Annotated in this window: 25 protein-coding genes; 15 read left to right on the top strand and 10 right to left on the bottom strand. The window is 52.5% G+C overall.

Annotation, left to right across the window (positions count from 1 at the left end; translation table 11 throughout):
- Nucleotides 1-31: 31 nt before the first annotated feature.
- The 5 genes from arcA to N0B36_RS10235 all read left to right on the top strand — a co-directional run bounded on the left by arcA (nt 32) and on the right by N0B36_RS10235 (nt 5,337).
- Nucleotides 32-1,252: an arginine deiminase gene (gene arcA / locus N0B36_RS10255; RefSeq protein ID WP_259688177.1), complete on the top strand. Its 1,221-nt coding sequence runs from the start codon at nt 32-34 to the stop codon at nt 1,250-1,252.
- Between the two features lie 9 nt (nt 1,253-1,261).
- Nucleotides 1,262-2,194, top strand: a complete 933-nt coding sequence (gene arcC / locus N0B36_RS10250; protein WP_049268893.1) for a carbamate kinase — start codon at nt 1,262-1,264, stop codon at nt 2,192-2,194.
- Nucleotides 2,195-2,249: 55 nt separating this feature from the next.
- The gene (argF, locus tag N0B36_RS10245) at nt 2,250-3,254 is read left to right on the top strand and encodes an ornithine carbamoyltransferase (RefSeq protein WP_103766882.1); all 1,005 of its coding nucleotides are present in this window, start codon (nt 2,250-2,252) and stop codon (nt 3,252-3,254) included.
- Nucleotides 3,255-3,309: 55 nt separating this feature from the next.
- Nucleotides 3,310-4,713, top strand: coding sequence for a YfcC family protein (locus N0B36_RS10240; RefSeq protein ID WP_103766883.1), 1,404 nt, complete (start codon nt 3,310-3,312; stop codon nt 4,711-4,713).
- 144 nt (nt 4,714-4,857) lie between these two features.
- The gene (locus tag N0B36_RS10235; RefSeq protein ID WP_003839609.1) at nt 4,858-5,337 is read left to right on the top strand and encodes an arginine repressor; all 480 of its coding nucleotides are present in this window, start codon (nt 4,858-4,860) and stop codon (nt 5,335-5,337) included.
- Here N0B36_RS10235 and N0B36_RS10230 read toward each other — a convergent pair.
- Nucleotides 5,334-5,456, bottom strand: a complete 123-nt coding sequence (locus tag N0B36_RS10230) for a hypothetical protein (RefSeq protein ID WP_085951096.1) — start codon at nt 5,454-5,456, stop codon at nt 5,334-5,336. The two genes, N0B36_RS10235 and N0B36_RS10230, sit on opposite strands and share 4 nt — an antisense overlap.
- On the opposite strand from N0B36_RS10230, the gene pyrL reads away from it, so the two are divergent.
- The 5 genes from pyrL to ridA all read left to right on the top strand — a co-directional run bounded on the left by pyrL (nt 5,436) and on the right by ridA (nt 7,447).
- Complete coding sequence (gene pyrL / locus N0B36_RS10225; RefSeq protein ID WP_003025819.1) at nt 5,436-5,537, top strand: pyr operon leader peptide; 102 nt, start codon at nt 5,436-5,438, stop codon at nt 5,535-5,537. The genes N0B36_RS10230 and pyrL overlap by 21 nt on opposite strands.
- Entirely contained in the window at nt 5,518-5,571 is a 54-nt protein-coding gene (locus tag N0B36_RS24445) for a pyrBI operon leader peptide (protein WP_106875647.1), read from the top strand. The genes pyrL and N0B36_RS24445 overlap by 20 nt, the downstream gene beginning before the upstream one ends.
- Nucleotides 5,572-5,573: 2 nt before the next feature.
- Complete coding sequence (pyrB, locus tag N0B36_RS10220; protein ID WP_016151493.1) at nt 5,574-6,509, top strand: aspartate carbamoyltransferase; 936 nt, start codon at nt 5,574-5,576, stop codon at nt 6,507-6,509.
- 13 nt (nt 6,510-6,522) lie between these two features.
- Nucleotides 6,523-6,984 (top strand): aspartate carbamoyltransferase regulatory subunit, encoded by a 462-nt coding sequence (gene pyrI, locus N0B36_RS10215; RefSeq protein WP_016151492.1) that lies wholly within the window; start codon nt 6,523-6,525, stop codon nt 6,982-6,984.
- A gap of 76 nt (nt 6,985-7,060) precedes the next feature.
- Entirely contained in the window at nt 7,061-7,447 is a 387-nt protein-coding gene (gene ridA / locus N0B36_RS10210) for a 2-iminobutanoate/2-iminopropanoate deaminase (protein ID WP_016151491.1), read from the top strand.
- Nucleotides 7,448-7,538: 91 nt separating this feature from the next.
- On the opposite strand, the gene N0B36_RS10205 is transcribed toward ridA, so the two are convergent.
- The 5 genes from N0B36_RS10205 to mgtL form a co-directional block, all read right to left on the bottom strand.
- Nucleotides 7,539-8,825 (bottom strand): TRAP transporter large permease, encoded by a 1,287-nt coding sequence (locus N0B36_RS10205; RefSeq protein ID WP_016151490.1) that lies wholly within the window; start codon nt 8,823-8,825, stop codon nt 7,539-7,541.
- Nucleotides 8,826-8,855: 30 nt separating this feature from the next.
- Entirely contained in the window at nt 8,856-9,365 is a 510-nt protein-coding gene (locus tag N0B36_RS10200; RefSeq protein WP_047499903.1) for a TRAP transporter small permease, read from the bottom strand.
- A gap of 62 nt (nt 9,366-9,427) precedes the next feature.
- Nucleotides 9,428-10,405, bottom strand: a complete 978-nt coding sequence (locus tag N0B36_RS10195; protein WP_200080241.1) for a TRAP transporter substrate-binding protein — start codon at nt 10,403-10,405, stop codon at nt 9,428-9,430.
- A gap of 375 nt (nt 10,406-10,780) precedes the next feature.
- Nucleotides 10,781-13,489, bottom strand: a complete 2,709-nt coding sequence (mgtA, locus tag N0B36_RS10190) for a magnesium-translocating P-type ATPase (protein WP_047499907.1) — start codon at nt 13,487-13,489, stop codon at nt 10,781-10,783.
- A gap of 144 nt (nt 13,490-13,633) precedes the next feature.
- Nucleotides 13,634-13,687, bottom strand: coding sequence for a mgtA regulatory leader peptide MgtL (gene mgtL / locus N0B36_RS24440; protein ID WP_223870169.1), 54 nt, complete (start codon nt 13,685-13,687; stop codon nt 13,634-13,636).
- Nucleotides 13,688-13,878: 191 nt separating this feature from the next.
- On the opposite strand from mgtL, the gene treR reads away from it, so the two are divergent.
- The 5 genes from treR to nrdG all read left to right on the top strand — a co-directional run bounded on the left by treR (nt 13,879) and on the right by nrdG (nt 21,292).
- Nucleotides 13,879-14,826, top strand: a complete 948-nt coding sequence (treR, locus tag N0B36_RS10185; RefSeq protein WP_016155565.1) for a trehalose operon repressor TreR — start codon at nt 13,879-13,881, stop codon at nt 14,824-14,826.
- 157 nt (nt 14,827-14,983) lie between these two features.
- Nucleotides 14,984-16,402 carry a PTS trehalose transporter subunit IIBC gene (gene treB, locus N0B36_RS10180; protein ID WP_016155564.1) on the top strand — a complete coding sequence of 473 codons (1,419 nt, stop codon included), beginning with the start codon at nt 14,984-14,986 and terminating at the stop codon, nt 16,400-16,402.
- Between the two features lie 49 nt (nt 16,403-16,451).
- Nucleotides 16,452-18,104, top strand: a complete 1,653-nt coding sequence (gene treC, locus N0B36_RS10175) for an alpha,alpha-phosphotrehalase (RefSeq protein ID WP_259687686.1) — start codon at nt 16,452-16,454, stop codon at nt 18,102-18,104.
- Between the two features lie 409 nt (nt 18,105-18,513).
- Nucleotides 18,514-20,652, top strand: coding sequence for an anaerobic ribonucleoside-triphosphate reductase (gene nrdD, locus N0B36_RS10170; RefSeq protein WP_016151477.1), 2,139 nt, complete (start codon nt 18,514-18,516; stop codon nt 20,650-20,652).
- Nucleotides 20,653-20,827: 175 nt separating this feature from the next.
- Nucleotides 20,828-21,292, top strand: coding sequence for an anaerobic ribonucleoside-triphosphate reductase-activating protein (gene nrdG / locus N0B36_RS10165; RefSeq protein WP_016151476.1), 465 nt, complete (start codon nt 20,828-20,830; stop codon nt 21,290-21,292).
- An 18-nt stretch (nt 21,293-21,310) separates the two neighbouring features.
- Here nrdG and N0B36_RS10160 read toward each other — a convergent pair whose 3' ends face one another.
- The 4 genes from N0B36_RS10160 to N0B36_RS10145 form a co-directional block, all read right to left on the bottom strand.
- Nucleotides 21,311-21,565 carry a hypothetical protein gene (locus N0B36_RS10160; protein ID WP_016151475.1) on the bottom strand — a complete coding sequence of 85 codons (255 nt, stop codon included), beginning with the start codon at nt 21,563-21,565 and terminating at the stop codon, nt 21,311-21,313.
- Nucleotides 21,565-22,050 carry a DUF2778 domain-containing protein gene (locus tag N0B36_RS10155; RefSeq protein WP_016151474.1) on the bottom strand — a complete coding sequence of 162 codons (486 nt, stop codon included), beginning with the start codon at nt 22,048-22,050 and terminating at the stop codon, nt 21,565-21,567. Before N0B36_RS10155 ends, N0B36_RS10160 begins: the two co-directional genes overlap by 1 nt.
- Entirely contained in the window at nt 22,047-22,529 is a 483-nt protein-coding gene (locus N0B36_RS10150) for an Hcp family type VI secretion system effector (RefSeq protein ID WP_200051831.1), read from the bottom strand. The genes N0B36_RS10155 and N0B36_RS10150 overlap by 4 nt, the downstream gene beginning before the upstream one ends.
- A gap of 364 nt (nt 22,530-22,893) precedes the next feature.
- The gene (locus tag N0B36_RS10145; protein WP_259687676.1) at nt 22,894-24,807 is read right to left on the bottom strand and encodes a transcription antiterminator; all 1,914 of its coding nucleotides are present in this window, start codon (nt 24,805-24,807) and stop codon (nt 22,894-22,896) included.
- Nucleotides 24,808-24,823 lie beyond the last annotated feature (16 nt).

The following is a 24,823-nucleotide window of genomic DNA, read 5'->3' as shown; positions in this document are numbered from 1 at the left end:
TATTTTTTAAAATCGTATTAAAGGAATAATGATGGAAAAGCATTATGTCGGGTCTGAAATCGGTCAATTACGTAGCGTAATGCTACATCGCCCTAACCTCAGCCTAAAAAGGCTGACGCCGTCAAATTGCCAGGAACTGCTTTTTGATGATGTTCTTTCGGTAGAACGTGCAGGAGAAGAGCATGACATTTTCGCCAACACGTTACGTCAACAGGGAATTGAGGTTCTGTTACTCACTGATTTATTGACACAAACTCTGGATATCCCCGATGCCAAAAGCTGGCTACTGGATACACAAATTTCTGATTATCGGCTTGGCCCCGCTTTCGCCACGGATATTCGCGCCTGGCTTGCAGATATGCAGCACCGGGAGCTCGCCCGACATTTAAGCGGTGGGCTGACATACGGAGAAATTCCTGCCTCAATCAAAAATATGGTAGTCGATACTCACGATATTAATGACTTTATTATGAAGCCATTACCAAACCACTTATTTACCCGCGACACCTCATGCTGGATATATAACGGCGTATCCATTAATCCGATGGCAAAAACTGCACGTCAACGAGAAACTAATAACTTGCGGGCGATTTACCGTTGGCATCCACAATTTGCCGATGGTGAGTTTATTAAATATTTCGGCGATGAAAATATTAATTACGACCACGCCACATTAGAAGGTGGAGATGTGCTGGTCATTGGTCGCGGCGCAGTTCTCATCGGTATGTCGGAACGTACCACGCCGCAGGGCATTGAGTTCCTTGCCCAGTCGCTATTTAAGCATCGCCAGGCAGAACGCGTTATCGCAGTCGAACTGCCGAAACATCGCTCCTGTATGCACCTCGATACCGTCATGACCCACATCGATATCGATACCTTCTCCGTCTACCCGGAAGTGGTGCGCCCGGATGTCCAGTGCTGGACCCTGACACCAGACGGGCGTGGCGGCCTGAAACGCACCCAGGAAAGTACGCTGGTACATGCCCTCAAAAAAGCACTTGGCCTCGACCAGATCAATCTGATCACCACCGGTGGCGACGCCTTCGAAGCTGAACGCGAACAGTGGAATGACGCGAACAATGTTCTGACGCTGCGCCCCGGGGTTGTGGTGGGCTACGAACGCAACATCTGGACCAACGAAAAATACGACAAAGCTGGCATCACTGTTTTACCCATTCCTGGCGACGAACTGGGACGTGGGCGCGGCGGTGCGCGCTGCATGAGTTGCCCGCTGGAACGCGACGGTATTTAAGGAGACGTTATGGAAAACAAACCTACCCTGGTTGTGGCGCTGGGCGGCAATGCGCTACTCAAACGCGGCGAACCGCTGGAAGCCGACATCCAACGCAAGAATATTGAGCTGGCGGCAAGAACTCTCGCTCAACTCACGCAGCAGTGGCGCGTAATTCTGGTACACGGCAATGGCCCGCAGGTTGGACTTTTGGCGTTACAAAACAGTGCTTATGCCAACGTCACCCCCTATCCGCTCGATATTCTCGGCGCAGAAAGTCAGGGAATGATTGGCTATATGCTGCAACAGGCCCTGAAAAACCAGCTCCCACAGCGTGAAATTAGTGTCCTGCTGACTCAGGTTGAAGTCGATGCCCACGATCCGGCCTTCAGCAATCCCACCAAATATATCGGGCCGATTTATGACGAACCCCAGGCCCACGCGTTACAGGCGGAAAAAGGCTGGGTTTTCAAAGCCGATGGTAAAGCGTTCCGCCGTGTTGTGCCCTCTCCACAACCCAAACGTATCGTGGAAAGTGACGCCATTCGCACACTGATCGCCCGCGATCATCTGGTTATCTGCAACGGCGGTGGCGGCGTACCGGTAGTGGAAAAAGCCGATGGCTACCACGGTATTGAAGCGGTGATCGACAAAGATCTCTCCGCCGCCCTGCTCGCCAAACAAATCCACGCCGATGCGCTGCTGATCCTGACCGATGCCGATGCGGTGTATCTCGACTGGGGCAAACCTACCCAGCGCCCGCTGGCCCAGGTTACGCCGAAACAGCTCGGCGAAATGCAATTCGACGCCGGTTCAATGGGCCCCAAAGTCACCGCCTGCGCGGAATTTGTCTCTCACTGTCACGGGATTGCTGGCATCGGCTCGTTGGCTGACGGTTCGGCCATTCTCGCCGGTGACAAAGGCACGCTAATTCGGCGCGAAGCCACTGATGTTAACGCTTAAGGCTTTTTTTGCTGGGTAAAGCGAAGCCTTATCCAGCCTACATAAGGATATTTTCATGACTGTTAACCTGAAAAATCGCAATTTTCTCAAATTGCTGGACTACACCCCAACGGAAATCCAGTACCTGATCGATCTGGCTATCGAGTTAAAAACGGCAAAAAAAGCCGGACGCGAAAGGCAAACGCTGGTCGGTAAAAATATCGCGCTAATCTTCGAAAAAACCTCAACTCGCACCCGCTGCGCCTTTGAAGTCGGCGCTTTCGATCAGGGCGCACAGGTGACCTACCTTGGCCCAAGCGGCTCGCAGATTGGTCATAAAGAGTCGATGAAAGATACCGCCCGCGTGTTAGGTCGCATGTATGACGGTATTGAATACCGCGGCTACGGCCAGGAGATCGTGGAAGAACTGGGGCAGTTCGCTGGTGTGCCGGTCTGGAACGGGCTGACGAATGAATTCCACCCTACGCAGATCCTCGCGGATCTGATGACCATGCTGGAACACGCCCCGGGTAAAACCTTACCCGAACTGAGCTTCGCTTACCTCGGTGACGCCCGCAATAACATGGGCAATTCGCTGATGGTCGGCGCGGCGAAAATGGGGATGGATATTCGTCTGGTCGCACCGAAATCCTTCTGGCCGGACGAGGCGCTGGTTGCCGAATGCCGTGAAATCGCCAGCGTGACGGGCGCGCGCATTACGCTCACAGAGGATGTTGAGGAAGGCGTTTACGACGTGGACTTTCTCTACACCGATGTCTGGGTTTCGATGGGAGAACCCAAAGAGGCGTGGGCAGAACGCGTCAGCCTGATGACGCCTTATCAAATTAACCAGCAGGTCATCGATGCGACCGGCAATCCCAATGTGAAATTCATGCACTGCCTGCCTGCCTTCCATAACGAGCACACCAAAGTGGGCCGTGAAATCGAAGCGGCTTACGGCCTGAAAGGGCTTGAAGTCACGGATGAGGTATTTGAGTCAGCGCATTCCATCGTCTTCGACGAAGCAGAAAACCGGATGCATACCATTAAAGCGGTCATGGTAGCGACACTCGGCGACTAACCCCAGCGGGCATGTGTCGCCTGGCGGCATATGCCCAAGCTATCCGGAGAACATCATGGGCAAATTCAAATTTCCCAGCGCGTATACCATCCTGTTTATTCTCATTGCGCTCGTCGCCGTTATGACCTGGATTGTCCCTGCCGGGAAATACCAGATGGCGATGAATGCCACCCTGGGCAAAGAAGTGCCGGTTGCCGGTACCTATGCCCCAACAGAGGCGCATCCACAAGGTTTAACGGCTGTACTGCTGGCTCCGATTGACGGGCTTTATAACCACGAAACCTACACCGCAGGCGCGATTGATGTGGCGTTGTTTGTCCTGATTATTGGCGGGTTTCTCGGCGTGGTAAACAAAACGGGCGCCATCGACGCAGGCATCGAACGCGTGACGGTCAGGCTGAACGGCAAAGAAGAGTGGATGATCCCCATCCTGATGGGACTTTTCGCCGCCGGAGGCACGATTTACGGCATGGCGGAAGAATCACTCCCTTTCTACACCTTATTGGTTCCGGTCATGATGGCTGCGCGCTTTGATCCACTGGTTGCTGCTGCAACCGTTTTGCTTGGCGCAGGCATCGGCACCCTCGGTTCAACAATCAACCCTTTCGCAACGGTTATCGCCGCTAACGCCGCCGGGATCCCCTTCACCCAGGGAATGCTGATGCGCATTCTGCTGCTGGTCGTCGGCTATGTTATCTGTGTGGTATGGGTCATGCGCTATGCACGGAAAGTTCGCAGCCATCCTGAGCTTTCCATCGTGGCCGATAAAATGGAGGAAAACCGTGCCCATTTTCTCGGTAGTCGCGCCAATACCAATCTTGAATTCACGGCTACGCGTAAGTGGATCCTGCTGATATTCGCCACCGCCTTTGCAGTGATGATTTATGGCGTCGCGGTGCTCGGCTGGTGGATGGCTGAAATATCTGGGGTTTTTCTGGCATCTGCGATTATCGTCGGCGTGATTGCCCGCATGAGTGAAGAAGCATTCACCAGTACCTTCATTGACGGGGCACGGGATCTGCTCGGCGTGGCGCTGATTATCGGCATTGCGCGCGGTATCGTCGTGGTGATGGACAACGGCATGATCACCCACACCATTTTGCACAGCGCCGAAAATTTAGTCTCCGGTCTGTCCACCACCATTTTCATCAATGTGACTTACTGGCTGGAAGTCTTGCTCTCCTTCCTGGTCCCTTCCTCGTCTGGCCTGGCGGTACTCACGATGCCCATTATGGCCCCGCTGGCTGACTTCGCCCATGTGCAAAGGGATCTGGTCGTCACCGCGTATCAATCCGCTTCCGGCATTGTGAATCTGATTACCCCCACCTCAGCGGTTGTAATGGGTGGGTTGGCCATCGCTCGTGTTCCTTATGTGCGCTACCTGAAATGGGTTGCACCACTGCTGCTAATTCTGACGGTGCTGAACATGGTTGTTCTGAGTATCGGCGCGATGCTGTAGTCCTGTTGGCCGTCGAATCCCGACGGCTTTTTTGAGCGCGCTCTCGTTTTTCTGCACAACCGCCCGTTTGAGCCGTTATTGATACTGCAAATGTGGTGAATTTCGCCATCGCATTGATACAAATGATAAATTTAGGGTGTTTTTATGAAGGAATTCGATGATTACTCGACCAAAGAGCAGAAACAGTTGGCGATTTGTCAGCGCCTGATAAGCGAAAAAAGCTACCTGTCTCAGGAAGCGCTTCGCCGCGATCTACAACACCATGGTTTCACCGGGATTAGCCAGTCAACGGTATCTCGTCTGCTGAAACTGCTCGGTGCTATAAAAATAAGAAATACAAAAGGGCAAAAAATTTATTCTGTAAATCCGCAATCACGACCCGCGCCTGATGCTGCCCGATCGATTGCTGAAATGGTGGTCAGCGTGGAACACAATAGCGAGTTTATCCTCATCCACACGGCGGCTGGCTATGGTCGCGCCGTAGCCAGAATCCTCGATTATCACGCGTTGCCAGAAATTCTCGGCGTCATTGCCGGTAGCAGTATTGTCTGGGTCGCGCCGCGGGTGGTACAGCGAACGGGCCTGGTCCACAAGCAGATTAATTATCTATTCAAAATGAATTAAAATTCATAAGAACCGTTTGCGATGAATAAATAGTGCATTTTTCGCTTGATCCCATAACGGAGTTGAGTATAATCGCGGACAATTTGCCGGGAGGATGTATGGTTCAGTGTGTACGACATTTTGTCTTACCGCGTCTGAAAAAGGACGCTGGCCTGCCGTTTTTCTTTCCGTTGATCACCCATTCCGAGCCCCTCAATTGAGGGGCTTTTTTTTTGCCCAGGCGTCAGGAGATAAACATGGCTAACCCGCTCTATCAAAAACACATCATTTCCATAAACGACCTCAGCCGCGATGACCTTAATCTGGTCCTCGCGACGGCGGCGAAATTAAAAGCTAACCCGCAGCCAGAGCTGTTAAAACATAAGGTCATCGCCAGTTGCTTCTTTGAAGCGTCAACCCGCACCCGTTTATCTTTTGAAACCTCCATGCACCGTCTGGGCGCCAGCGTGGTGGGTTTCTCTGACAGCAGCAACACGTCGCTTGGCAAAAAAGGCGAAACTCTGGCCGACACCATTTCCGTCATCAGCACCTATGTCGACGCCATCGTGATGCGCCATCCGCAGGAAGGCGCCGCGCGTCTGGCAACCGAGTTCTCCGGTAACGTGCCGGTACTGAACGCCGGCGACGGTTCCAACCAGCATCCCACCCAAACGCTGCTGGATCTGTTTACCATTCAGGAAACGCAGGGTCGCCTGGACAATCTGCAAATCGCCATGGTGGGTGACCTGAAATATGGCCGCACCGTCCACTCCCTGACCCAGGCGCTGGCAAAGTTCGAAGGTAACCGCTTCTACTTCATCGCCCCGGACGCGCTGGCCATGCCGCAATACATTCTGGATATGCTGAATGAAAAAGGTATCGCCTGGAGCCTGCATGGCACTATCGAAGAGGTAATGGCGGAGGTCGATATCCTCTACATGACCCGCGTACAAAAAGAGCGTCTGGACCCGTCCGAATACGCCAACGTGAAAGCACAGTTTGTTCTGCGTGCCAGCGATCTGAACGGTGCCAGAGCGAACATGAAGGTGCTGCATCCGCTGCCGCGCATCGATGAAATCACCACCGACGTCGACAAGACGCCGCACGCCTGGTATTTCCAGCAGGCTGGCAACGGCATCTTCGCCCGCCAGGCGTTACTGGCACTGGTACTGAATAGCGAACTGGCACTGTAAGGGAGAAAAAGAGATGACACACGATAACAAACTGCAGGTTGAAGCCATCAAACGTGGCACCGTAATTGACCATATTCCCGCACAGGTTGGTTTTAAGCTGCTGACGTTGTTCAAACTGACTGAAACCGACCAGCGTATCACCATCGGCCTGAACCTGCCGTCTGGCGAAATGGGCCGTAAAGACCTGATTAAAATCGAAAATACGTTCCTGACCGACGAGCAGGTAAACCAGCTCTCCCTGTACGCTCCGCAGGCAACGGTAAACCGCATTGACGATTATGACGTGGTGGGTAAATCACGTCCGAGCCTGCCTGAACGTATCGATAACGTGCTGGTTTGCCCGAACAGCAACTGCATCAGCCATGCTGAACCAGTATCGTCCAGTTTTTCAGTGAAAAAGCGCGCTGACGACATCGCACTCAAATGCAAATACTGTGAAAAAGAGTTTTCGCATTATGTGGTGCTGGCCAACTAATTGGTGTTGGTAATGATTTCCCGGCTCCCTATAATGGCCGGGAACATTCTATTACCGCTGTAATTCAGGAGAAATCATGAGCAAGACTATCGCGACGGAAAATGCACCAGCAGCAATCGGCCCATACGTTCAGGGCGTTGACCTGGGTAGCATGGTAATCACTTCCGGTCAGATCCCGGTCGATCCGAAAACCGGTGCCGTATCGGAAGACGTGTCCGCTCAGGCGCGTCAGTCGCTGGAAAACGTACAAGCTATCGTTGAAGCAGCAGGCCTGAAAGTGGGCGACATCGTAAAAACTACCGTCTTCGTTAAAGACCTGAACGATTTCGCAACCGTAAACGCGACCTACGAAGCGTTCTTCACCGAGCACAACGCCACCTTCCCGGCGCGTTCTTGCGTGGAAGTTGCCCGTCTGCCGAAAGACGTGAAAATCGAGATTGAAGCGATCGCCGTTCGTCGCTAAGTCTTTTTGTGCCGGATGGCGGCTTCGCCTTATCCGGCCTACGCAAGCATAGTTTGCAGGCCCGGTAAGCGCGAGCGCCACCGGGCATTTATCACATCACACCAAACAGTCTCGGCAGGAACAGCGAAATCGCCGGAATGTACGTGACGATCATCAGCACCAGGAACAGCACGAAGTAGAACGGCAGCATCGCCTTCACCACCTGCTCAATTTTCTGCTTACTCACCGCACTGGCCACAAACAGCACCGACCCTACCGGCGGCGTTATCAGGCCGATCCCTAAATTCACCAGCATGATCATCCCAAAATGGACCGGATCAATGCCGAGCGCGTTGGTTACCGGTAGCAAAACCGGCGTCAAAATCAGGATCAGCGGCGCCATATCCATCAGCGTACCGATCAGCAACAGCATGATGTTAATGCACATCAGGATGACGTATTTGTTGTCCGAGATGCTGGTGAAAGCTTCGGTGATACGCATCGGCAACTGCATATAGGTCATGACGGCACCGAACGCGGCGGCAAAACCTATCAGGATCATGACGATAGTGACCGTTTTCACCGTACGGAACATCAGCTTCGGCAGTTCAGACCATTTATAGTCACGATAGATAAACATGGTGACAAAGAAGGCCCACAGACAGGCAATCGCCGCAGATTCCGTCGCGGTAAAGATACCTGACAAGATACCGCCCATGATGATCACAACGGTCATTAAGCCCCACAGCGTATCGACGAATATTTTCAGCGCCTGGCGAAACGGTACGCGCTCCCCTTTTGGATAACCGCGTTTGTGCGCAAAAGCGACGCACATCACCATCAGACTGAAGCTTAACAGCAGGCCCGGTAGGATCCCGGCGATGAACAGCGCGGCAATCGACACCGTCCCGCCCGTTGCCAGCGAGTAGATAACCGAGTTATGGCTCGGCGGCGTGAGGATCGCCTGCACCGAGCCGCTGGCAGTGACCGCTGCAGCAAAGTCGCGCGGATAACCTTTTTTATCCATCTCCGGGATCATTACCGAACCGATAGACGCGGTATCGGCCACCGACGATCCAGAAATTGCGCCAAAAAAGGTCGATGCCACAATGTTGACCAGCGACAGACCGCCGCGAATAAAGCCAACGAAAATATAGGCAAAGTTTACCAGCCGCCGCGCAATGCCCCCTTCGGCCATAATAGCCCCGGCCAAAATAAAGAACGGGATCGCCAGTAGCGAAAACTTGTTCACCCCACTGGTCAGTTGGATCATCACCGCTTCCAGCGGAATATCAATGTACCAGGCCCCAATGATGGCGCTAATGCCAACCGCGTACGCTACCGGTACCCCAATCGCCAGCATAATGCCGAGCGTAAAGACGAGAATAAATGCATCCATCTGCTTTCCTTTCTGAAATGGGGGCGGTAACTAGCTGGTCGATCCCAGCATGACAACAGGACGTTGGTACTGCGAGCCACGGCAGATCTTCTCAACGATAAACAGCAGCGTAATAGCAGAGCCAATCGGCAACGGGAGATAGTTTTGCCCGGCGCTTAAAATTGGGAATTCCGCCACGGGCTGTTCCCACAGTTCGAGGCATAGCATGGAGCCGTACCACAGAATGAACAGGCTTATCGCCATTAACATAACGTCTGCGACTACCGAGCAGTAACGGCGGGAAGATTCCCCCAGACGGTCAGTCACCATGCTTACCGCGATATGCGAACCTGCGCGATAGCTCACCGCCGCGCCAATAAAGGTGAATGTCACCATACAAAGAATGGCGACTGGCTCAGGCCATGACAGCGCGTTATTCAGGACATAACGCGCGAATATGCCAATGGGGATAATGGCGACCATAACCAATAATGCGATACCGGCAATCCACATTGACACTCGATAAAGAAAATCCATTACCGATGAATAGCATTCACCCATAATCATCACCTCGAATTAATCAAAAGACTCAGGCGGAGGGTTGATATCCTCCACCCGATGAATTACTTCACATCCTGAATACGTTTGATCAAATCCTGGTGGTCTTTACCGTAATTATCCCGTACTGACTGCGTGGCTTTATAGAAATAGTCCGTATCAATAACGTGGAACTGAACACCGTTGGCTTTCATGGTCTCCAGCGATTTCGCATTATAATCCTGCCAAAGTTTACGTTGCTCTACCTGGGCTTCTTTAGCGAGTTTAATAATGAGTTCCTGGTCTTCTTTTTTTAACTTATCCCATTTGGCTTTCGAGAACAGAAAAAGCTCAGGAATAATAAAGTGTTTACTCCAGGTATAGTTTTTCACGACCGGCAAATAGTTATGCGCAACAAACGTTGGCGGGTTATTTTCCGTACCATCAATAACGCCGGTCTGCATGCCGCTAAATACTTCACTGACGCCCATCACAATGGAGTTAGCGCCCATCGCTTTTAGGGTATCCAGCGCTATCGGACTGGCCTGAACGCGGATTTTCATGCCGTGCAAATCTTCCGGTTTCACTACCGGATTCTTGGTGATCAGGTTGCGCGTTCCGGCATCCATCCAGCCAAGGAACACCAGTCGTGATTTGGTATTGGCTGTCAGACGGTCGCCAATCTCCTGACCAATCATGCCGTCGAGAACCTTATGCATATGGTCCTCATCGCGGAAAATATATGGCAGGGTAAACACGTTTATTTCAGGGAGAATTGCGGCAACTGGCGTCATTGAGACGCGAATAATATCAATGGCGCCTAATTGCGCCTGTTCAATCATCTGTTTTTCATCGCCTAACACACCACCTGGAAATGTTTTGATCTCCAGACGACCTTCGGTCGCGGCGCTAAGTTTCTCCCCCATATGTTTCACTGCAACAACGTTCGGGTAATCAGCCGGATGCACATCTGCGGCGCGAAAGGTTTGTGCCAGCGTTGCATGACTCGCCAGTAATACAGACGCGCCAATACACAGACTTAACAGGTTTTTTGTCAGTTTCATTTGTCCTTCTCCAGAAGTTCATAATATCCATTAACAGGAATAGCTTGCAGAGCAAATGACTGCCGGAATTAAAAACGGGCAGCGAGAAACTTTCTTAACGACGTTACCTGCGCAGACTAACTGGTGTAACAATTTATTTCGATGACTGCGTTCACAAAAAATCGCAGATGCTTATAATTTTTAGCACGCTGTTTCATTTTTGCAACGCAGATCGTTTTATTGATAAAAAAACAACGCAAAGAAGGCAATTTGATACTAATTACCCGCGTTAGCATTTCAATAAAAATAAAACACCAATATTTCGGGAGAATATCTTTCGAATGAAAAAGAGAAATGCAGGAGAGTATTAACACCCTCCTGCAAAGAAGTTGAGGATTACTGCCAGCCGTAGCGGCGGCTATAAAAACCTTTCACGAGCTGGGTTAATGTCATGTAGCCCGCCAGAATCGCAATCAGCCACGGGAAGTAGCTCAGCGGCAGCGCCTGCAATTGCAGATAGTTGGCCAGCGGCGAGAACGGTAATGCAATGCCTACCACCATGACCACCAGCGTCATCAGCATCAGCGGCCATGCGGCGCGGCTTTGGATGAACGGCACGCGGCGGGTACGGATCATATGCACAATCAGCGTTTGCGACAGCAGGCCTACCACGAACCAGCCAGACTGGAACAACGTCTGATGTTCTGGCGTATTCGCATGGAAGACGAACCACATCAGGCAAAATGTCAGAATGTCGAAGATCGAGCTGATTGGTCCAAAGAAGATCATAAAGCGCCCCAACTCGCTGGGATTCCAGCGCTGCGGCTTTTTGATCTGCTCTTCGTCGACGTTATCAAACGGAATCGCCACCTGGGATACATCGTACAGCAGGTTCTGAATCAGTAAGTGCAGCGGCAACATCGGCAGGAACGGTAAGAAGGCGCTCGCCACCAGCACGCTAAACACGTTACCGAAGTTAGAACTGGCCGTCATTTTGATATACTTCAGCATGTTAGAAAAAGTACGGCGTCCTTCGATCACCCCTTCTTCCAGCACCATCAGACTCTTTTCCAGCAGGATGATATCAGCGGCTTCACGCGCAATATCAACCGCGCCGTCAACGGAGATACCAATGTCCGCCGCGCGCAGCGCCGGGGCATCGTTAATGCCATCCCCCATAAAGCCAACCACATGACCTTCGCGCTTGAGCAGCGTGACAATGCGCTCTTTGTGCATCGGTGTCAGACGAGCAAACAGCGTGGTGCGCTGGGCCAGCGTTGCCAGCTCATCGTCGCTTAACCCTTCAATGTTGCTACCGATAACCACATCACCCGCATCCAGCCCCACTTCGTGACACACTTTCGCCGCCACCAGCTCGCTATCGCCAGTCAGGATTTTCACCGTAATACCGCTGGCTTTCAGCGCTTTGAGCGCTGGCGCGGTGGTCTCTTTCGGCGGATCGAGGAACGCAATATAGCCTTCGAGGATCAGATCTGATTCATCAATACGCTGGTAATCGCCCTCACGCGCTGGCAGGTATTTCGTCGCCACTGCCACCACGCGCAGCCCCTGGCGATTCAGCGTATCCGTGACGCGCTTCACCCGACGCAGCATGTTGTCATCTAACGGGACAACCTCACCGCTGTAGCGCACCTGGGTGCAGACGCTGAGGATCTCCTGCAGCGCACCTTTGCACACCAGTTGATGCACATCGGTTTCTTCAGCGACCACCACCGACATGCGGCGGCGTTCGAAGTCAAACGGGATCTCATCAATTTTCTGCCAGCGGGTAGAGAGCTGGCGGGCTGATTCTTCGTCCACGCCTTCCAGCACTGCCGTATCCAGCAGATTCTTCAACCCGGTCTGGTAATGACTGTTCAACCACGCAGAATGCAGGACGTGCTCGCTGGGCTTACCAGATATATCTGTATGATTCTCAAGTACAATTTTGTCTTGTGTCAGGGTGCCCGTTTTATCGGTACACAGGATATCCATCGCGCCAAAGTTCTGAATGGCGTCGAGGTGTTTGACGATGACCTTTTGTTTTGACAGCTTCACCGCCCCACGCGCCAGCGTCGAGGTGACGATCATCGGCAGCATTTCCGGGGTCAGCCCCACCGCGACAGACAGGGCAAACAGCGCCGCTTCCCACCAGTCGCCTTTGGTATAGCCGTTGATGATGAGCACAATCGGCGCCATCACCAGCATAAAACGGATCAGCAGCATGCTGACGCGGCTGATCCCTTTCTGGAAAGCATTCTGCTCGCTTTCCTGCTCGCTGACACGGCCCGCCAGTTGCCCGAACCAGGTATTGGCTCCGGTCGCAATCACGATGGCCTGCGCCGTGCCGCTCACCACGTTGGTGCCCATAAAGCACAGGGTATCGCATTCGAGCGGGTTGCTTTGCTGCGGGTCGCGGCTGGTTGCGACTTTCTCCACCGGCAGCGATTCACCGGTCAGCGAAGCCTGGGCCACGAACAGGTCACGAGCCTGCACCACACGCAGATCGGCCGGGATCATATCCCCTGCCGCCAGCTTAATGATATCGCCGGGAACTAACTGGTCGATCGGCAGTTCAACCCAGCCGTTCTCTCCTTTCTCGTTGATAACGCGCAGCACCGTAGCGGTGTTACTGACCATCGCTTTCAGCGCATCTGCCGCTTTGGTGGAACGCGCCTCCTGCACAAAATTCAGCAGCGTAGAGATGACGACCATCAGAGCAATGACGCCAGCGGCAAACAGATCTTCGGTGGCATAGGAAATCGCACCGAGGATGGTCAACAAAATATTAAACGGGTTGCGGTAGCAGACCCACAGATGCACCCACCACGGCGACGGCTTCTGCGCCGGCAGTTGGTTCTCGCCATGTAATTCGCGAGCGTTTTCCACTTCTGCGGCGTTTAATCCTTCCGGGTGCGCGCCAAACGTTTTCCACAGCGCGGCTTCGTCCATCAGCGCCATTTTCAGACAATGTTCGCTCAGCGATGGTGGGATCGGCGTGCTGGCAACGGTCTGGGCATTAGGCAACGGATCGCGATGCACCAGACGATGTGGTAAATGGCGGTTTAGCCGGGCAAATAGCTGGCGAGTCATATTTTTGAACATAGGCAGTCCCTCTGCGCCAGTCTCAACAGGCGCAGTAAATCCTTCAGGCGTGGCAAAGCCTTACCTGATGGCAATATTAAATTCACAACAGGGACGTCAGAACGTCACTGTCTTACTGCTCCGGTAAGACAGTGAAAGACAGGCTTACCGGAAAGGGGAGTTTCTCCATCTCGGGAGAGGGGTGGGATCGGGATCCATATAGCCTCCGGTAAGTGAATGATTTGCGCTGCGGATTATACGCAGAAAACCATAAGGTTTGTGGCAATTATGGCAGTATGATAAACCATGGAAACTAAACCAAACGTATACCAGACTTTGCCCATTGCGCTGCGCTTGAGTAAAGTTATTCTCTATTTGGCATAACTTCACACGCAACACGGGAAAACAGGATGCAAAACCGGCTGACAATTAAAGACATCGCCCGCTTAAGCGGTGTGGGAAAATCAACCGTTTCCCGTGTGCTTAACAATGAAAGCGGCGTGAGCGAACGCACCCGCGAACGCGTTGAAGCGGTGATGAATCAGCACGGTTTTTCCCCTTCTCGCTCCGCACGCGCCATGCGCGGACAAAGTGACAAGGTGGTGGCGATCATCGTCACGCGTCTGGACTCGCTTTCGGAAAATCTTGCCGTGCAAACCATGCTGCCCGCCTTTTATGAGCAGGGTTACGACCCGATCATGATGGAAAGCCAGTTCTCGCCCGAACTGGTTGAAGAGCATCTCGGCATGCTCAGACGCCGCAATATTGACGGCGTGGTGCTGTTTGGTTTTACCGGCATAAGTGAATCCATGCTCGCCTCCTGGCAGGATTCGCTGGTGCTGCTGGCAAGAGATGCCAAAGGCTTTGCCTCCGTCTGCTATGACGATGAAGGCGCCATTCGCACCCTGATGCAGCGTTTATACGATCGCGAGCATCGCCATATCAGCTTTCTTGGCGTTCCCCATAGCGACGTGACCACCGGTAAGCGCCGCCATGAAGCCTACCTGGCGTTCTGTAAGAAACACAAACTGCATCCTGTAGCCGCGCTACCGGGTCTTGCCATGAAGCAGGGTTATGAGCAGGCCGCCAACGTCATCACCCCGGAAACCACTGCCTTAGTCTGCGCGACGGATACCCTCGCCCTTGGTGTCAGCAAATATCTGCAAGAGCAGCGAATTGAGAATCTACAGCTGGCGAGCGTGGGCAGTACGCCGCTGATGAAATTCCTCCATCCGGAAATTATCACCGTCGATCCAGGATATGCCGAAGCCGGACGACAAGCGGCCTCGCAGCTGATCGAGCAGATCAATGGCCGTAGCGAACTACGACAAATCGTTATTCCTTCCACCCTCTCCTGATCGCTTTCTGAGCGTTAATTTGTGATCTTCGCTGCGTTTAGGGAACGTTCCCATTTTTAAAAAATCATCGACGATATACTCTGGACACAGCAACGAGAGAGTTGCCAGATGGCGATGCTAAAACGTCTTATCCGGCCTACGGGGAACACACATCATCATGAGCAAAATAAAACAAGCAGACATCGACCGGCTGATTGAGCTGGTAGGCGGGCGCGACAATATCGCCACGGTAAGTCACTGCATTACTCGCCTGCGTTTTGTGCTGAATCAGCCTGCGAATGCCAGGCCAAAAGAGATCGAACAGTTGCCGATGGTCAAAGGCTGCTTCACCAACGCCGGGCAGTTTCAGGTGGTGATTGGCACCGAAGTGGGCGATTACTACAAAGCGCTGCTGGCGACAACCGGTCAGGCCAGCGCCGACAAAGAGCAGGCGAAAAAAGCCGCGCGGCAGAATATGAAATGGCACGAACAGCTGATTTCTCATTTTGCGGAGATCTTCTTCCCGCTGCTGCCAGCGCTGATTAGCGGCGGCTTGATCTTGGGGTTCCGTAATGTGATTGGCGATCTGCCCATGAGCAACGGGCAGACGCTGGCGCAGATGCACCCTTCGCTGAAAACCCTTTACGACTTCCTGTGGCTAATTGGCGAAGCGATCTTCTTCTATCTGCCGGTCGGGATCTGCTGGTCAGCAGTGAAGAAAATGGGCGGTACGCCGATCCTCGGTATTGTGCTGGGCGTGACCCTGGTTTCACCGCAGCTAATGAACGCCTATCTACTCGGTCAACAGGTACCGGAAGTGTGGAACTTCGGCCTGTTCAGCATTGAGAAAGTGGGCTATCAGGCGCAGGTTATTCCGGCACTGCTGGCCGGTCTGGCGCTCGGGTTTATTGAAACACGCATGAAACGCATCGTCCCGGATTATCTGTATCTGGTGATCGTCCCGGTGTGCTCGTTGATCCTCGCGGTATTCCTCGCGCACGCCTTTATTGGTCCGTTTGGCCGCATGATCGGCGACGGTGTCGCGTTTGCGGTCCGTCACCTGCTGACCGGCAGCTTTGCCCCGATTGGCGCGGCGCTGTTCGGCTTCCTGTATGCCCCGCTGGTGATAACCGGCGTGCATCAGACCACGCTGGCTATCGACATGCAGATGATTCAGAGCATGGGCGGTACGCCGGTATGGCCGCTGATCGCACTGTCGAATATCGCTCAGGCCTCTGCGGTAGTCGGGATCATCATCTCCAGTCGCAAACACAATGAACGTGAAATCTCCGTTCCTGCCGCGATTTCCGCCTATCTCGGGGTCACTGAACCGGCCATGTACGGGATCAACCTGAAATACCGCTTCCCGATGCTGTGCGCGATGATCGGTTCCGGTCTCGCCGGACTGCTGTGCGGCCTGAACGGTGTGTTGGCGAACGGAATTGGCGTCGGCGGTTTGCCGGGCATCCTCTCCATCCAGCCGACTTACTGGCAGGTATTTGGCATGGCAATGGTCATTGCGATTGTTATCCCCATGGTACTGACCTCATTCGTTTATCAGCGTAAACACCGTATGGGCACACTACAAATTGTCTAACTTTTCTTCGGGGCGCAGTTGCGCCCCATCGTATTTCCAGGAAACAACCATGAATATTCCCCACTGGTGGCAAAACGGCGTCATCTATCAGGTTTACCCCAAGAGTTTTCAGGACACCACCGGCAGCGGCACCGGCGATTTACGCGGCGTGACGCAGCGCCTCGGCTATCTGCAAACGCTGGGGATTGATGCCATCTGGCTAACGCCGTTCTATATTTCGCCGCAGGTTGATAACGGCTACGACGTCGCGGATTACATGTCTGTCGATCCGGCCTACGGAACGCTTGCAGACTTTGACGAACTGGTGGCGCAGGCGAAAGCGCGCGGCATCCGTATTATTCTCGATATGGTGTTTAACCACACTTCAACCCAGCACCCCTGGTTTCGCGAGGCGCTGGATAAAGACAGCCCGTATCGTCAGTTTTACCTCTGGCGCGACGGTACGCCAGACAGTCTCCCGAATAACTGGCACTCCAAATTTGGCGGCAGCGCCTGGGGCTGGCACGCCGAAAGCGAGCAGTACTATCTGCACCTCTTTGCTCCGGAGCAGGCAGACCTGAACTGGGAGAACCCGGCGGTCCGCGCCGAGCTAAAAAAAGTGTGCGAGTTCTGGGCCGATCGCGGCGTGGACGGGCTGCGTCTCGACGTGGTGAATCTTATCTCTAAAAATCAGGACTTCCCGAGCGATCCCGACGGCGATGGGCGGCGTTTTTATACCGACGGCCCGCGCGCGCATGCGTTTTTACGTGAAATGAACCGCGACGTCTTCACGCCCTGCGGCCTGATGACGGTCGGCGAAATGTCCTCCACCACGCTGGAAAACTGCCAGCAGTACGCCGCACTCGATGGCAGCGAACTGTCGATGACCTTCAACTTCCACCACCTGAAAGTGGATTACCCCAACGGTGAGAAGTGGACGTTAGCCAAACCCGACTATGTGGCGCTCAAAACCCTGTTCCGCCACTGGCAACAAGGCATGCACAATCAGGCCTGGAACGCGCTGTTCTGGTGTAACCACGACCAGCCACGCATCGTGTCGCGTTTTGGCGATGAAGGTAAATACCGCGTTCCGGCCGCAAAAATGCTGGCGATGGTGCTGCACGGTATGCAGGGCACGCCCTACATCTACCAGGGTGAAGAGATCGGCATGACCAATCCGCACTTCCGCCAGATTACCGATTACCGCGATGTGGAAAGCCATAACATGTTTGCCGCCCTGAACGGCCAGGGGCGCGATGCGCAAGAACTGCTGGCGATCCTCGCCAGTAAATCGCGCGATAACAGCCGCACGCCGATGCAGTGGGATGCCAGCAAACACGCGGGCTTCACCCAGGGTGAGCCGTGGATCAATCTGTGCGACAACGCTGCGGATATCAACGTGGCGGCAGCGCTGCGCGATACCGACTCGGTGTTCTATACCTATCAGAAGCTGATCGCATTGCGTAAAGCAGAGCCGGTTATTACCTGGGGCGACTATCAGGATCTGCTACCGGACAGCCCGCATCTGTGGTGCTATCAACGTGAATGGCAAGGACAGCGGCTGCTGGTCATTGCTAATCTGAGCGATACCTTCCAGAGCTGGCAGCCGACCCAGACCGACGGCAACTGGCAGGTGCTGATGCACAACTATGCCGAGGTCGCCAGCCAACCCGCAGACATGACGCTGCGTCCTTTTGAAGCCGTCTGGTGGTTGCAAAAATAGCTTGCAATTATGTTCAGGCCCGGTACGCATAACGCTGCCGGGCTTTGATGCCTACGCTCAGCTTACCTTTCTGTTTTTGTTGAATAATTAATCAGAATTTTCTGCCCACAATTTACAATCGGCTGTAGTGCCCGTCATCTGTACGCTCCGATTTTTACTTTGCGCTACATCAAATAAATCGTAAACATCCTTGATGCAAATCACTACATATAGAACTTAAAATGCACGCCGACCCAATATGTTGTATTAATCGACTACAATTGCTACAACTACAGTGCACCGCCTCACGGTGGAATTGTGGATAAAGTGGGTCAGGATTGCGGGAAGTCATTGGCAATAGAGATGAATAAAGCCCTGATGGCCTCCCCAACCTCTGTGGATAACCTGTTCTTATAAATATGGAGTGATCATGACACCGCATGTGATGAAACGAGATGGCTGTAAAGTGCCGTTTAAATCAGAGCGCATCAAAGAAGCCATTCTGCGTGCAGCTAAAGCAGCGGGAGTCGATGACGCAGATTACTGTGCCACCGTCGCAGAAGTCGTTAGTAGCCAGATGAATGAGCGCAGCAAGGTCGATATCAACGAGATCCAGACAGCGGTAGAAAACCAGTTAATGTCTGGCCCGTACAAACAACTCGCCCGTGCGTACATCGAATATCGCCACGACCGTGATATCCAGCGTGAAAAACGTGGCCGCCTGAACCAGGAAATTCGTGGTCTGGTTGAGCAAACCAACTCTGCTCTGCTGAATGAAAATGCCAACAAAGACAGCAAAGTGATCCCAACCCAGCGCGACCTGCTGGCCGGTATCGTTGCCAAACACTATGCGCGTCAGCACCTGCTGCCGCGTGATGTCGTCCAGGCGCACGAGCGTGGTGATATTCACTATCACGATCTCGACTACTCTCCGTTCTTCCCAATGTTTAACTGCATGCTGATCGACCTGAAAGGCATGCTGACGCAGGGCTTTAAGATGGGTAACGCGGAGATTGAACCGCCAAAATCCATCTCTACCGCGACCGCCGTCACCGCGCAAATTATCGCGCAGGTCGCCAGCCATATTTATGGCGGCACCACCATTAACCGTATTGATGAAGTTCTCGCGCCGTTCGTTACCGAGAGCTTTAATAAACATCGTAAAACCGCTGAAGAGTGGCAGATCCCGGACGCCGACGGTTATGCCCATTCCCGTACCGAGAAAGAGTGCTACGACGCATTCCAGTCTCTCGAGTATGAAGTGAACACCCTGCATACCGCCAACGGTCAGACGCCGTTCGTGACCTTTGGTTTTGGCCTGGGAACCAGCTGGGAATCGCGTTTGATCCAGCAGTCCATTCTGCGTAACCGTATTGCCGGCCTGGGTAAAAATCGTAAAACCGCAGTGTTCCCGAAACTGGTGTTCGCGATTCGTGACGGTCTGAACCACAAGTTTGGCGATCCGAACTACGACATCAAACAGCTGGCACTGGAGTGCGCGAGCAAGCGTATGTATCCGGACATCCTGAACTACGATCAGGTGGTCAAAGTGACCGGCTCGTTCAAAACGCCAATGGGCTGTCGCAGCTTCCTCGGCGTGTGGGAAAACGAGAACGGCGAACAGATTCACGACGGACGTAACAACCTCGGCGTTATCAGCCTCAACCTGCCACGTATCGCGCTGGAAGCGCATGGCGATGAAGCCACCTTCTGGAAACTGCTCGACGATCGTCTGGTACTGGCGCGTAAAGCGCTGATGACCCGCATTGCGCGCCTGGAAGGCGTGAAGGCCCGCGTGGCGCCAATTCTGTATATGGAAGGGGCCTGCGGCGTGCGTCTGAAAGCGGACGATGACGTGTCAGAAATCTTTAAAAATGGTCGTGCATCCATCTCTCTGGGCTACATCGGTATTCACGAAACCATCAATGCGCTGTTTGGCGACAAGCATGTGTATGACAGCGAGCAGCTGCGCGCCAAAGGTATCGCCATTGTGGAACGCCTGCGTCAGGCGGTCGATCAGTGGAAAGACGAGACTGGCTACGGCTTTAGCCTGTACAGCACGCCAAGTGAAAACCTGTGCGACCGTTTCTGCCGTCTGGATACCGCCGAATTTGGCGTGGTCCCAGGCGTGACCGACAAAGGCTACTACACCAACAGCTTCCACCTCGACGTGGAGAAGAAGGTTAACCCGTACGACAAGATCGATTTCGAAGCGCCGTACCCGCCGCTGGCAAGCGGGGGCTTCATTTGCTACGGCGAATACCCGAATATTCAGCACAACCTGAAAGCGCTGGAAGACGTCTGGGATTATAGCTATCAGCACGTGCCGTATTACGGGACCAACACGCCAATCGATGAATGCTACGAGTGCGGCTTTACCGGTGAGTTTGAGTGCACCAGCAAAGGCTTTACCTGCCCGAAATGTGGTAACCACGACGCCGCGCGCGTATCGGTCACCCGCCGCGTCTGCGGTTACTTAGGCAGCCCGGACGCACGTCCGTTTAACGCCGGCAAACAGGAAGAAGTGAAGCGCCGCGTTAAGCATTTAGGGAACGGGCAGATCGGTTAATTTAGACGATTTTATTGCCCGGCGATGCGACGCTTTTCGGGCCATTATTTCCGCAACGCAATTCACGTCATAGCAAGGCAGCAAATGAGTAAGTCCCGGGGAGCTTACATAAGTAAGTGACTCGGGCGCACGAACGCAGCTATGGCGCGAATTGATAAACGGATGAGAAGCGAAAATGAATTACCATCAGTATTACCCTGTCGACATCGTTAATGGTCCCGGCACTCGCTGTACCCTGTTTGTTTCAGGATGCGTGCATGAATGCCCCGGTTGCTATAACAAAAGCACCTGGCGGCTGAACTCCGGCCAGCCGTTTAGCAAAGAGATGGAAGACAAGATCATTGCCGATCTGAACGACACGCGTATTCACCGTCAGGGGATCTCGCTCTCCGGCGGCGATCCGCTGCATCCACAAAACGTGCCGGATATTCTGCAACTGGTGCAGCGCATTCGCGCTGAGTGTCCGGGAAAAGACATCTGGGTGTGGACAGGCTACAAGCTCGATGAACTCGATGCCGCGCAAATGCAGGTGGTGGATCTCATCAACGTGTTGGTCGATGGCAAATACGTGCAGGATCTCAAAGACCCGGCACTGATCTGGCGCGGAAGCAGCAACCAGGTTGTACATCATTTGCGGTAACGCGGTTCATCAGAGATGTTAACTATTTTTATTCCGATGATATATTATAAATTTAGCCACACACCAGATAAAAATACAATTTATAAACGCCGAGCCAAAAATAACTATTTCACTGATGCGATTATCCCAACTCTCACCACCTATGTCACCGAGGTATTCATTGTATTTTTCAAGTAAATCACCGAATGGAAGACAAAAATACAACAAAAACATAAATGCAGCCCAACTCAACATTGGAGCAATCCAGAAAATAACAAAATGATATGCTTTCATTAATATACCTGTATAGTTCCATATGCAGTTAATGATGATGTCACCTTCATTACTGCATTATGTTCGCTTAAGAGAGCATCTCTTAAGAGCATGTAGTGTGATTTACCAGGAAGAGTAATACATCCATTACTTACTCCCTCATATCCTGCAGGATGTAACCTGAATTGTCCACGTGAAACTGATTCGAAAAATGTGATGTCATCGACCTGCCCATCTTCACGAAAAAGAGCAAACCAGACATCACGATCTGAACCGCTTATTTGTGAAGAAAAATAGTCATAAACCATTGTTCTTATTCCACCAAGAGGACGGCTTACGATATAATATTTCCCAGGCGGTAATGGCCCGATATTTTTTACATTTGTCGAATCTGGGTTATTACGATGTAGCCCCGAGTTTCCTGAATAAGCGGGGAAAAAACCCACGCCCGGACAACTTAGCGTTGAAAGGCTACCACCGTTTAAATAGAACGTACATCTGATCATCTATCATTCCATGAATCAGAAAAAATAACATTCCCGTCACAATGCTTCCACGTTATTTTCTCATAACGTAAAGAGACAGCTTCAATATGATTGTGTTTTTCCATAGCTGGATTTTTACAGTCATGCATCACAGGGCAAACAGAAACAACTTTTACACTCTGAAGGAACATATTAAAATATTCAACCTCCTGGCCTGCATCATTAATTTTATACCATTTAAATTCTGCTGATTTCAGCGTCTGGCCTGTTGCTACTGCTTTATAAAGGTATGGACTTGAATAATCGAACTCTTTTTCAAAGGTTATAGCAGAATGAATTCTTGTTCCGGTTATCTTTCCCGTGTTGTTGTCTGTTGGAAGGAAAAGACCATGACCAAAACCTATAACTTCGATACTCCCCTCACGATTATGAACATCAACACTACCTTTTAAATCAGCACCACCATCATCTTTTAGCCAAAGGTAAGCAGGAATAGCCATAACTAATAAATCTCCATTTTATATAATCCATATAAATAACTCTGTTAATAATATAGTGATGTTATCAGATTATTTTTTATTATTGGAGGGGTATTACTCTTCTGGTATCGCATTCAGGCTATCTTATCCCGCCAAACCCCTTATAGTGCGAAGGCTCACCCAACGGCGAAAGTGGAATCAGTTCGAAAACAGGCTTTCCATACAATATTTTTCCATATCCAAACTGAACTCTTTTAACGCTCGAGGATCAAAAACCAGCTCATAGCTCAACCAGACGGACGTTAAGCGTGACCATTATGCCTCCAGAGAAAAAAGACGTGTAATGCATTACAGTGGCATTACTTTCATTTCTGAAAAACGCCTCTCAAAAACGGCTCACACACTCCATTGCAACCGTTTTGAACTCGCTGAAATTGCGGCATGCGCAGAGTCGCGTCATCGCCCGCTCGCGCAGGAAGGTGACGAAAATATCGTAGATCGCCATCGCTTCTTCGTATTCGCTTTTGCTGATGGCGAGCAGGAAGATCACATGCGCCGTTTCATCCCCCCAGGCGATACCCCGCGGGGCGAGGATGGTGTAGACCACCGTTTTCTTTGCCAGCAGACCGAGGGCGTGCGGCAGGGCAATGCTGTCACCCAGCATGGTGCTGACGATGGCCTCACGTTCAACCACCGAATCAAGAAACTCCGCATCGACAAAGCCTTCATCCTGCAACTGGCGACATAAAACGTTGAACAACGTTTGTTGATCCATTGGCTCGTCGATCACACGAAAATGGGCGGCATCGAAGAATTTGTTCAACATCCACGGACGGGTTCTGTCGACCAGCACCAGTTTGCCAATTTGCTCCAGTTGATAATCGGTAGGGAACGGTGCAATCATCACCACAGGCTTATCTTTTTCACCAATCCGCGCGGTAGAGATTACGAAATCTTCGCTGATGCTTTCCCGCTGTTCGTAGTCGCGTAGCGTCACAGTATCGACGATTTCTATCTGCGGATACTTACGCGCCAGCACCGCTTCAATCATCCGCGCCATCGCATTTCCAGCATCGCATACCAGCAGAACTTTCGGCTGCCTCTGGTAACCGATGTTGTAACTACGCTCCAGCCCGACGCCAATATGCAGCACAAGGAAGCCAATCTCATTTTCACTGATGGTGTACGGCGTATATTTTCCCCATCCCGAGACGGCGGCCAGCGTCATGTCCCACGCCATCGGGTAGTGCTGTTTAATATTTTCCAGTAGCGGATTGGGGATCATTATCTGGTAACGCACCCGGGTGATCATCGTCTTAATATGCGTCAGCAGATCAGCATGTAACTGTTTGTCATTCAACAGGTTGTAGTTGTACTGGCTGTTGATAAACCGCAGGATGTAATTGACCAGCGCTTCGTCATCATCCGCATTGATGGCGCTGGGGGCGATCTCTTGTACCTGGCGGGCGGCGATATGCACCTGCAGCCAGTTCTCTTCGGAAACGGTAAGCGGTTTATCCGCCAGTCGGTGCAATACCGCTGCGATTTCCCGCGTGGCCAGGCACACCGATTGCTCGGCTTCTTCTGCGGCAAACTCCGGGAGGGGATACCCTTCGCTAATCCGCCGTACCGCCACCGCGCAGTACAACCGCAAAAACAGCTCACCCTCATCGGTCAGGCGAATGTGAAAACGGGCAAAAATATCCTGCAAAACGGGTTGTAGCTGTTCAGGGATCCCGGCATTTAGTGCCTCTTGCGTCACTAGCGGGTGCTGTGGATCCTGCTGCGCCAGCGTCCATAGCAGATCGGTCAAACAGGCGCGGATCGCCATCTCGCTGCCAAACAGCTTCATACCGTGACGGGGGCGCGTTTCCAACGTCAGATGATAACGTTGCAGATGCTCGCGCACCTCAGCCATATCGTTTTGCAGCGTAGCGCGGCTGATAAACCATTCATCAGCCAAATCCTCCAGCTTCAGCGAAAAGGCCGACGTCAGAAAACGAACCACCAGCCAGTGCACCCGCTCCTGGCTGGTGCGCGGGATGCGCAGCAACGCGTCTGGTCGCTGCGTTTGCAGGGCATGAAAACGTGCCGGGTCGTCAATTTTGAGTTGATAACCGTTACCCCGGCTGAGGACAAACTGCGCGCCGTACTGGGTGAGCAGCGCGTTTAGCGCAGTGATATCCGCCCGTACGGTGCGTGTGGAAACCGACAACCGCTGCGCCAGCTCGTCCTGTGGAAGCGCTTCGTTTTGCAGCATGCCAAACAGCTGCGCTAAACGTTGGTTGGGGAATCGCACGTCAGTTTCCTCATCA

Source organism: Citrobacter sp. XY323 (genome assembly GCF_025106035.1).
GTDB classification, from domain to species: Bacteria; Pseudomonadota; Gammaproteobacteria; order Enterobacterales; family Enterobacteriaceae; genus Citrobacter; species Citrobacter braakii.
Note: the sequence above shows the minus strand (reverse complement) of the source record. Positions and strands in the feature narration are given on the sequence as shown.